This is a genomic window from Leptotrichia sp. (assembly GCF_057270615.1).
On sequence record NZ_DBHIXN010000060.1, the window covers coordinates 1 to 10683 of the forward strand.

General features: G+C 29.7%; 13 protein-coding genes. All 13 read right to left on the reverse strand.

Features of this window, described 5'->3' with window-relative positions; all coding sequences use genetic code 11:
* A partial coding sequence (locus ACO409_RS09030; protein ID WP_485556538.1) for a hypothetical protein occupies nt 1-460 on the reverse strand: 460 nt, incomplete at its 3' end.
* 126 nt (nt 461-586) lie between these two features.
* Nucleotides 587-913: a PAAR-like protein gene (locus ACO409_RS09035; RefSeq protein WP_314392051.1), complete on the reverse strand. Its 327-nt coding sequence runs from the start codon at nt 911-913 to the stop codon at nt 587-589.
* 19 nt (nt 914-932) lie between these two features.
* Complete coding sequence (locus ACO409_RS09040) at nt 933-3131, reverse strand: hypothetical protein (protein WP_485556540.1); 2199 nt, start codon at nt 3129-3131, stop codon at nt 933-935.
* Between the two features lie 83 nt (nt 3132-3214).
* Nucleotides 3215-4168: a toxin-antitoxin system YwqK family antitoxin gene (locus tag ACO409_RS09045; RefSeq protein ID WP_485556542.1), complete on the reverse strand. Its 954-nt coding sequence runs from the start codon at nt 4166-4168 to the stop codon at nt 3215-3217.
* A complete protein-coding gene (locus tag ACO409_RS09050; RefSeq protein ID WP_485556544.1) occupies nt 4158-4457 on the reverse strand; it encodes a hypothetical protein in 300 nt (99 codons plus the stop codon). The genes ACO409_RS09045 and ACO409_RS09050 overlap by 11 nt, the downstream gene beginning before the upstream one ends.
* Nucleotides 4458-4494: 37 nt before the next feature.
* Nucleotides 4495-5475 carry a toxin-antitoxin system YwqK family antitoxin gene (locus tag ACO409_RS09055; protein WP_485556546.1) on the reverse strand — a complete coding sequence of 327 codons (981 nt, stop codon included), beginning with the start codon at nt 5473-5475 and terminating at the stop codon, nt 4495-4497.
* The gene (locus ACO409_RS09060; protein WP_485556547.1) at nt 5459-6979 is read right to left on the reverse strand and encodes a hypothetical protein; all 1521 of its coding nucleotides are present in this window, start codon (nt 6977-6979) and stop codon (nt 5459-5461) included. The genes ACO409_RS09055 and ACO409_RS09060 overlap by 17 nt, the downstream gene beginning before the upstream one ends.
* A 73-nt stretch (nt 6980-7052) precedes the next feature.
* Entirely contained in the window at nt 7053-7946 is an 894-nt protein-coding gene (locus tag ACO409_RS09065) for a toxin-antitoxin system YwqK family antitoxin (RefSeq protein ID WP_485556548.1), read from the reverse strand.
* Nucleotides 7933-8223, reverse strand: a complete 291-nt coding sequence (locus tag ACO409_RS09070) for a hypothetical protein (protein ID WP_485556549.1) — start codon at nt 8221-8223, stop codon at nt 7933-7935. Before ACO409_RS09070 ends, ACO409_RS09065 begins: the two co-directional genes overlap by 14 nt.
* Before the next feature lie 23 nt (nt 8224-8246).
* On the reverse strand, nt 8247-9227 hold the full coding sequence (locus ACO409_RS09075) for a toxin-antitoxin system YwqK family antitoxin (RefSeq protein WP_485556551.1): 981 nt from the start codon (nt 9225-9227) through the stop codon (nt 8247-8249).
* Nucleotides 9217-9516, reverse strand: coding sequence for a hypothetical protein (locus tag ACO409_RS09080; RefSeq protein ID WP_485556553.1), 300 nt, complete (start codon nt 9514-9516; stop codon nt 9217-9219). The genes ACO409_RS09075 and ACO409_RS09080 overlap by 11 nt, the downstream gene beginning before the upstream one ends.
* A gap of 24 nt (nt 9517-9540) precedes the next feature.
* Complete coding sequence (locus ACO409_RS09085; RefSeq protein ID WP_485556555.1) at nt 9541-10455, reverse strand: toxin-antitoxin system YwqK family antitoxin; 915 nt, start codon at nt 10453-10455, stop codon at nt 9541-9543.
* Nucleotides 10442-10683, reverse strand: a 242-nt coding sequence (locus ACO409_RS09090; RefSeq protein ID WP_485556557.1) for a hypothetical protein, incomplete at its 5' end; no start/stop codon positions are given. The genes ACO409_RS09090 and ACO409_RS09085, both read right to left, overlap by 14 nt.

Below are 10683 nucleotides of genomic sequence, written 5' to 3' on the forward strand. Positions count from 1 at the left end.
TGATGGAAGCTAGATTTGATAAATACTGTATTGCTTTTTTCCCTATTTTCTGTCTAAACCTTTTTTTCTCGCTTGCCCCCATTTCACCATATTTTGTTATGCTTTCTGCCACTCCATCTTCCCCCGGTTTCTTATCTATATCCAGTGAAACAATATCTCCTAATACTTTTATATACTCCCCGTCTTTAAATTGGAAATATGCGAACCTGTTTTCTCTCCAGCTTGCATTTTCCTTATCCATTAACATTATGGATGTAATTTCTGTACTTCCTTTTAAAAATTGTATCCCTGTTATATATACAGGCAACAGAAGTATTTTACTATGTGATGCTTTCTCATTTGATTTCAGTGCTTTTTCTAACTCCCCAAAAGCATCATCTCTAAATTTTTTCAACTCTTTCATAAAAGTTTCTGAATTCATCCTGTCAGTTACTGGACTAAAGAACACTAATGCCTTCATATGATTTCTCCTCTCTATATTATTAACATTTCCTCTATTTGCAATGTTTCTTCTACTCCAATTACCCCATATTTATACTTTTCTTATTGATTAGACTAAGCAGTTCTTCCTACTCTTCTGCCTCTTTTATTTCATTTTTTTTATCATTCCACCAATCGGACATTGACATATAGAGTTATCATTTATCTTATATTCACCAAGTATTCTTATTTTTTCAACATAGTTTGTCCACGTTAATTTTGAACCATATAATTCTGAATTTAATTTGCAAGTTTCTGCAAATTTACATGAACCAAAACTTTGAACATTTACACCAGCAACATTATCTTCAACAGTTGCTACAATTTCTCCGTTTACTGTAAATTTTTTTCTTGTTATTTGAAATTTACTTGGTTGACTTCCAGCATTACATATTAAATTATCGCCATTTTTTAACATATCACTCTGTTTCATATTGCAACACTCCTTACACTTAATTTTCTGTTTTATAATCTATTAATGATGATTCAAATGAAACTTTTTCTTTTGCATTTACATTTATATTTTTATCTGCTTGCATTTGCATTTGATTTGTATTAAATTTAATAATTTCATTTTTTATATTTTCTTTATTTTCATTAGATAAAGTTCCAAAAGAAAAACTACGATTAGAAAAAAATATAATTAAGATCTTTTCACCTGGTTGGGGGATTAACGTAGTTGAATTACCTTTAGAATATCCTGAATTACTAAGTATATCATAAGCGTAGTAATATTCGTTTTGTACTGTTATTTGTTTTTCAGATGAGCTAACATTGTTCTCTGTCGTTTCTTTGCCAGTAGCATCCGAAGTTTTTTCATTATTACCATCATTTACTTTTTCTGAAGTTGCTTGACTATTCGTAGATTCTAATGGCATATTTTGAACTTCATCATTTTGTGTTTTACTATTTTCACTTGTACCTACTTGATTACCTACAGAAACAATATTTTCAGTTTCTGTGTTTATCTTTACACCTTTTTCTCCCATCATTTCAGCAGAATACACTCCATTCTCAATCCCTTCAACAGTTTCCTCAAAATAAGGATATCTATTTCTTTCTGCATCTCCCAATTTTTTTAAGGCTTCATTAAAGTCTACTTCTACACCTATATTCTTAGTTTCTTCTATTACTTTATTTATAATTTTTTCATTTTTATCAATTATAATACCAACATTTTCTATTCTTTTTGGTATCTCCCCATCTATCACTTCCTCAAAATCTCCTTCCCAAGTTTCAATTTCAGAAGGATGATTGAATATTCTACCTGTTCCCAATAATGTTCCTCTTTTTGATTGTTCTATTTCTTGACCTAAAGCTATATCATTTTTTTTAATTTGGGTATCAATTTTATCTATTTCTTTAATCATTTCTCCTTCTTCAACTATTTCTTTATAATCTCCTTCCCAGGTTTCAATTTCAGAGGGATGATAAGTTATCTTGCTTGTTCCTAATCTTTTATCCAAATTTTTTAGTTCCTCTTCCAATGCTTTTTTTTCACTTTTTTGAGCTTCTGTTAACCTTTCTTTCTCCAACAATTCTTCTAATTTTTTATCCACCTCTGTTCTATGTTCTTCCAGTTTATTTTTTTCATCAATTAAGTCTTTCCTTTTTTTATCCAATTTCTTATTTTCATTTTTTGCATATTCTATTTTTTCTTTTTGCCAATAATCTATTTTTTCAGTGTATACCGTTTTTATAACTTTTCCTTCTAAAATAAAAGGATAAATTTCTTTTGGATGAATTATAAATTCTTTTATACTTTCAGGTTCTTCACTTCTATAATAATATTCTGTTCCATAAAAATTACTTATTCTTATTTCACTTTCATATAGACAAAATCCATCGTAATAATCTCCTATTTCAAGATACTCACTAAATTCATTTTTTATCCAGTTTAATTTTATTTTTTTATTTTTATTCTTATTTTTATCTACTGAAAATCCTATAGTAACTCTCTTACCTTTCATATATATAGGTATTTTTATCACTTCTGTAAACAAAATTCTTTTTAAAAATTCCCAATATGTTTCATTATACATAATAATAAACCCATATTTCATTATACTTTCAAATTCTAATTCCTCATCTTTTATATCAAAATCAATTTGAGAAAGTGAAATCTCTTCCTTTTCTTTCATTGCATCATTTGACAAATATCTATGTATTTTTGCCTGCATCTTTTTTAAAAGGAAATTTAATGAATATCCTGTTTTAAAATCAATATACTGAGGTATTCTATCAAGTAATTTTGAAATTGAACTTGCTCTTAATTTATAAATTCTGCTTTTTTCATCGTATTCAAGTTCCTCAATAATACCATAAAATAATGTTTTTCCAGAATTTAAATCAACACCTATATATTGTTTATCTTGATACAACAAATCATTTATTTCAGAAGATAATTTAATATTTTCCATTTTTTTTACTGTAAATTCATCTTTTAATGCAACTTGAAATGTCATTTCAAGTATAGAATGATTAAACATAGAATTTTTCACTATTATTTCAAAATTTTTAAATAGAAGGTATGTTCTATTATTTTTTTTATTAACTACATACACCTGAACTTTCCCTAGTAACTCATTATTACCTTTTTTTATTCTTCTGTTTATCGTTACAGCACTCACCTCTTGTTTTAATTCTGCCATTTTATCACTTCCTTTATTTAATTTCCTAAAATCCTTTTCTATATTTTTATAAAATCTTCTATTCAGTTATTTGTTACTTTTTTCTAAAACAATATATTAATTATCCCTAACAACGCATTTATCCCAAAACTCCAGTCATTTGGACTTCTAAACGTAGGTGAATCAAATTCTCTTTTAAAATTTCCATTCTTGCTGTATTCTTTGCATCGCCAGTTATTACTTGCCAGTTCCTTACAATCCAGTTTTTTCTGCTCGCTGTTATTAAAGTACTCCACATAAAAGTCCATTGCCTTAATATCCCTTACCGGCTTTTCTGAGGCTGAAATAAAGTCATATTTAAGTTTTCCATTTTTAAACAATTTTTGCTCTAATCCTGTCAACTTACCATCCTTATAGTTCAGTATTCCCATAATTTGTCCTTTTTTGTCATATGCTGTGGATTCTCCATCATGTATAAATTTTAATACTCTTTTTTCACTATAATCTTGAATAACATTCATTTCTGAAGCTTTGCTTATTCCGTCTTCATAATATCCTGTTATAATTCCTCTTAACCCTTCTGTTGTTTTAAATATTCTTTTTATTTTACCGTTTTCATAATAGCCCGTTAATTTAGTTATTATATCATTCTTATAAAAACTTTTATCACTTATTTTACCATTTGGATAATATTCATAACTTTCTCCTTCTGATTTATCGTTTTTTAAATTAATTTTTACATACAATTGCCCATTATCAAAATATCTATAATGATTTCCTTCTGATTTTCCATTAATGTAAAAAGTAATTGCGATTATTCTATTATTTTTTTTTCTAAATGCTAATCCAGTAAATGGTTTAATTTCTCCATTTACGTAAACTCTGTCCAATTTTTTATTTCTTTCAATATCATTATAATCCACTATTCTTTCTACATTAATATTCTTGATTTCATCATAATTACTTAATTTTCTTATTCCTTCTACTTCCGATAATTTCATTCCATTTAAAACAGTATTAAAAATCAAAAATATTAATATATATTTCCTATTTAACATCTTTTACTCCTTTATCAGAATCACCAACTCCAAAAATCTTTCCAATGCTCTCTATCAATTTTCCACCTTGTTTCAGCCCTAAGCTCGTCGGATCTCCTACTTCAACATACTGCTTCCTCTTGAAGGACTGCTTCAGCAGTACCTCAAATCTTCCTTCTGATTCCGACAAGTCCATTGACTCGCTATACGATACCAGCTCCACTTCGGGTACATACATATATCTTAATGGCACTTCCAGTTCCACTCCCAATAGACTTTCTGTCCAGTTCTTTATTATTCTTTTAACCAACTTTATTACAACTCCTTTCAAATCCCCCCTTTTTCCTTTAAAACAATATATTAAGTATCCCCAATAACGCATTTATCCCAAAACTCCAGTCATTTGGACTTCTAAACGTAGGTGAATCAAATTCTCTTTTAAAATTTCCATTCTTGCTGTATTCCTTACATCGCCAGTTATTACTTGCCAGTTCCTTACAATCCAGTTTTTTCTGATCACTGTTATTAAAGTACTCAATGTAGTAATCCATTGCCTTAATATCCTCTGTTGCTTTTTCCGATGCTGAAATAAAGTTATATTTAAGTTTTCCATTTTTAAACACTTTCTGTTCCAATCCTGTCAACTTACCATCCTTATAGTTCAGTATCCCCATAATTCGCCCTTTTTTGTCATATGCTGTGGATTCTCCATCTCTAATATATCCTATTATTCCCTTTTTACTGTAATCTTGTATCACATTCATTTCACAACTTTTATGTATACCATCTTCATAATATCCTGTTATAATTCCTCTTAATCCTTCTGTTGCCTTGAATATTCTACTTAATTTTCCATTTTGATTATACTCTGTTGAATCAACTATAATACCATTTTTGTAAAATCTTTTATCTTTTAATTTCCCATTCAGATAAAATTCAAAGCCTTCTCCTTCTGTTTTATTATTTTTACTGGAAGCTTTTATATATAATTGTCCATTCTCATAGTAATCATAGGTTATTCCTTCCTTTTTTCCATTAGAATATTGATAAATTCCAGTTATATTTTGTCCGTTAATTCTTGCTATCATTATTCCATCAAAAGGATTTATTTCTCCTTTTACATAAGTAATTCCATTTTTTCTATCAAATACAGGATCTGTCCCCATTTTTTCATATATTCTACTCACACTAATATCTTTAATTTCGTTATAGTTACTTAATTTATCAATTCTCTTTACTGTCGATAATGAAACTGGAAACACTATAAAATTCATAATTATAAATAAGATAAGAAAATATTTTTTTCTATCTCTAATCATTATTTCCATCTTCTCCTCCTTTATTAGAATCTCCATCCCCAAAGATTTTCTCAATACCTCCTATCAATTTACCTAATCCCTTCTTACCTAAGCTCAACGGATCTCCTACTTCTACATACTGTTCCCTCTTGAATGACTGTTTTAATAAAACTTCAAATCTTCCTTCCGATTCTGCTAAGTTCATCTCTTCACTATATGATACCAGTTCCACTTCGGGAATATACATATATCTCAATGGGGCTTCAAGTTCTACTCCCAACAAGCTTTCCGTCCAGTTCTTCAAGTCTTCCTGTTCTTTGTATGCCTCATAGTTTGCCTGTCCCTTGAGTTTGTCCTTCTTTATTCCTTCTTTTTCTTCTATCAGCTTGTTTTGTTGAGCTCTGTATTTTTTCAGCTCTGATAATGTCTTTTCATCTTCCATATCATTTTTTAGCACTCCCTCAATGTCCTGCTTTTCTGTTTTTAGCAATTCTTCCTGCTCTTCTGCCTCTTTTATCTTTAGTTCCACATTCTCTAAATCTGATTCTTTGGCATTTGCCGCTGTTAACCGAGTTTTTTCATTGTTCAGCAAATCCTTGCTTTTACTCACCGCATCCATTTCTGTTTTCAATGTGTTAATCCTTGATTTAATAGCATCTTCACTTCCATATTTGCCTATCAATACCCTTTTCTTTAAGTCCCTGTCTTCTTTTGCATATAATTCATTCTTTATCTTTACATCAAGACTGCTTATTTCCTTTTCTATCGCATTCAGACGCTTCTGTATTTCTGCATACTCATATTCCTTATCAGCATCTTTTTTCTTATCCCATTCATTTGCCGTCCCCTTCTTCTTCATCGGCTTGTCGTCTTTAAAATATACTATCGTCAAGCTCTTAGTTATCCCCCTGTACGCATCCGCTGGTTGTGAGGGATCCCTTTTCTCAGGATTTTGCCCCTTCTTCTGTTCCCCTTCTGTCGGTGGAGTGTCATTTGATATTGCCCATTCTGATAATTGATTTATTGCCGTCAGGTTTGATACATACTCTATCAGTTTCTTACCTGTTTTCTGCCTGAATCTCTTCTGCTCTTCTTTACCCATTTTTGAATACTTGCGTATCCCATCAGTTAAGTCCTTCTCGTCCGTTACTTCTTCATTAAAGGCATTCTTCTCTTTTGTTCCGTCTGCCGTTTTTGTTTTGTCAAGGCTCAAGAACACTATCCTTCCCCCTATCTTTACTACCGAATTTTCTGAAAACTTTAGATAGTCGTACTGCCCTTCAAATATACCTCTCGCTTTCTTTGCCATCATTAATTGCGTTGCCCCATTCGCTCCGCTTTGAGAATCGTACTTTAAGTATTCAACTGTATCTACGTATACAGGTAACAGCAATATTTCACTTATTCCTGCATTGCCTCCTGCAACTTCTCCTAATGGAACTGGATTTTTCATAAAATTTTTTATCACCTTGTTAAAAATTCCTATATTCACACCATCCTTGTTGACTGGGCTAAGTAATATCGCCGCTTTCATCTTTTCCTCCTTCGTTTATTTCATTATTCCATTTTTACTTAATTCCTCTATCTCTATTTACTTCTTTAAAATATTAAGGATTCAATATGTTCCAAACACCTAAAAATATATTTATCCATATATTTCCATGATGATTATTGTTCACAGCTACATATTTCCTTCCATCCACATTTTGCTTGAAACTTCCATCCTTGCTATATTCTTTACATTTCCAATTTCCTGTTGACACTTCATTACAGCTATATTTCATAGTATCGCTGTTATCAAAATACTCTATATAGCTTCGTATTGCCTTCAAATCCTTTATGTCTTTTGCTCCTCCTATAAAGTCATATTTCACTTTCCCATTTTTATACAGTTTCTGTCTTTCTCCCAGTAAACTTCCATTATTAAAGTTAAGTTCTCCTAGTATGTTTCCATTTTTTTCATATACTGTTGTTTTCCCATTCTTAATATATTCCATTTCTCTATTGGAATTATATTCCTGAATTACATTCATTATGATACTATATTTATCATTTGTTGCTTCTATTATTCCATTTATTCCGTCTTCTGATTTAAACTTTCTATATATTGAGCCATTTTTATTATAATCAGTATATTGGATAAGATAATCATTTTTATACAAATTCCTAGAAGCTAATTTCCCATTCGGATAATATTTATATATTAAACCATTTCCTTTCCCATTAATATAAAAATACAAACCGAGTATCAATTTATTTTTTTCTACGACTACTATTCCATTAAACGGTTCTTTTTCTCCTTTTACAAATACTTTATCCAATTGTCTATTTCTTTCTACCAAATTATCTTTCACTATTCTCTCTGCCTCTACATTTTTTAATTCATTATAATTTTCTAATTTTTTTATACCTTCGATGGCAGATAATTTTGAAGCGAACATCATAATTGAAATATTACAAAATATTATTACGATTGTTTTTTTTAAATTAAATAATCCCATCTTTTTTCCCTCCCACACCAATAATTTTACCAATCTCATCTTTTATTCTTCCTATACCTCTTAACCCCAACGATATTGGATCTCCTACTGTCGCATATTTCCCGTCCCTTATTATCTGCTTTACTATTATTTCAAATTTTCCTCCCGCTTTCTCACTTAATTCTGCCACTTCTGAATACGACACTATTTCCACTTCAGGTACATACATATATCTTAGCGGGATTCCTTCCTTTATCCCTATCAGGCTTTCTGCCCATTCTTTCTTTCTATTCCACATTTTTTATTACCTCTTTTTTAATACTAAGGATTCAATATGTTCCAAGCACCTAAAAATATGTTTACCCAAATATTTCCGTGATGATTATTATTCACAGACACATATTTTCTTCCATCTACATTTTGCTTAAAACTTCCATCCTTACTGTATTCCTTGCATTTCCAGTTGTCTTTTGACACTTCATCGCAGCTGTATTTCATAGTATCACTGTTGTCATAATATTCAATGTAGCTTCGCATAGCCTTCAATCCTTTTATATCTTTTGTCCCTCCTATGAAATCATACTTCACTTTCCCATTTTTATATAGCTTCTGTCTTTCTCCTAAAAGGCTTCCGTTATTAAAGTTAAGTTCTCCCAGTATGTTTCCATTTCTTTCATATACTGTCGTTTTTCCATTTTTTATAAATTTTATTTCTTCTTTTCTATTGCTATAATCTTGAATAACTTCTATTTCTGCACTTTTAAATTCATTTTCATAATATAATATTATAACTGCATTTAATCCTCCTGTTGATGTTAATGTATTCTTTATTTTCCCATTTTTATTATATTCTGTTGATTTAATAATAATATCATTTTCAAAAATTCTATAATCTTGTAATTTTCCATCAGGATAATATATAAATGTCTTACCTTCTATTTTATCATTACGTGCAATTGAATTTATATGAATTTGTCCATTTTCATAATAATCATTCACTATTCCTTCCAATTTCCCATTATTATATTGATAAAGACCTACTATATTGTTATTTTCTCTTGCTATTAACACTCCACTAAAAACTTTATTTTCATTTTTTGGGTATGCTAAACCATTAATTCTATTAAATACAGAAGTTCCACTTTTTTTTTCAAAAATTCTACTAACTTCTATATTTTTTATTTCATTATAATTACTCAATTTTTTAATCCCACTTATTTCAGAAAGTTTAACAGCAAACAATGAAATATTAATAAATAATAAAAACAAAAAATATGATAATTTTCTAATTTTATTCAACATTTTTATTCCCCCCAACTTTTGTTAATCCGCCTACAATCTTACCAATCTTATCCGCTATTCTTCCTATCCCCCTCATTCCTAATGATATTGGATCTCCTACTGTCGCATATTTCCCGTCCCTTATTACCTGTTTCACTATTATTTCAAATTTTCCTCCCGCTTTCTCACTTAATTCTGCTACTTCTGAATACGACACTATTTCCACTTCAGGTACATACATATATCTTAGCGGGATTCCTTCCTTTATCCCTATCAGGCTTTCTGCCCATTCTTTCTTTCTATTCCACATTTTTTATTACCCCTTTTTTTAATACTAAGGATTCAATATATTCCAAGCACCTAAAAATATGTTCACCCAAATGTTTCCGTGATGATTATTATTCACAGACACATATTTTTTCCCATCCACATTCTGCTTAAAACTTCCATCCTTACTGTATTCCTTGCATTTCCAGTTGTCTTTTGTCGCTTCATCGCAGCTGTATTTCATAATATCACTGTTGTCATAATATTCAATGTAGCCTCGCATAGCCTTCAATCCTTTTATATCTTTTGTCCCTCCTATGAAATCATACTTCACTTTCCCATTTTTATACAGCTTCTGCCTTTCTCCCAATAAACTTCCATTATTAAAGTTAAGTTCTCCTAGTATGTTTCCATTTTTTTCATATACTGTTGTTTTTCCATTTTTTATGTAGTCTACTACTTTTACTTTACTGTCATCTAATATTACTTCTTGTTTAGAAGATATTTTATTCTTATCTTTGTAATAAGTAATTTTAACTCCTCTTTTCATTTCTTCCATTTGTTTATAGCTTTGTCTAATATTTCCATTTTCATAATAATCTGTTATTTCTATTGGAATATCATTTTTATAAATTTTTGTGGAGTCTATTTTTCCATTTTTATAATACTGTGTTCCTATTCCATTATTTTTACCATTTATATATGTGTATATTGCAGTTATATAATTATTTTCTCTAGAAATCACTGCACCAGTAAATTTATCTTTTTCTCCATTTACGTACAAAATATTTTCTTTTCTACTTAGTGGACCTGAAGTACCTGCTTTTTTTTCTATTACTCTTTCAACTTCAATATTTTTTATTTTATTGTAATCAACTAATTTTTCTATTCCAGAAATTTCTGATAATTTCATTCCAAAAATTAAATTATTTATTATAAAAAAATTTACAAAAAATACAAGTGTCATTTTAATTTTTATCATCTGCATGACTCACCCCTCCCACACCAATAATTTTACCAATCTCATCTTTTATTCTTCCTATACCTCTTAACCCCAACGATATTGGATCTCCTACTGTCGCATATTTCCCGTCCCTTATTATCTGCTTTACTATTATTTCAAATTTTCCTCCCGCTTTCTCACTTAATTCTGCTACTTCTGAATACGACACTATTTCCACTTCAGGTACATACATATATCTTAGCGGGA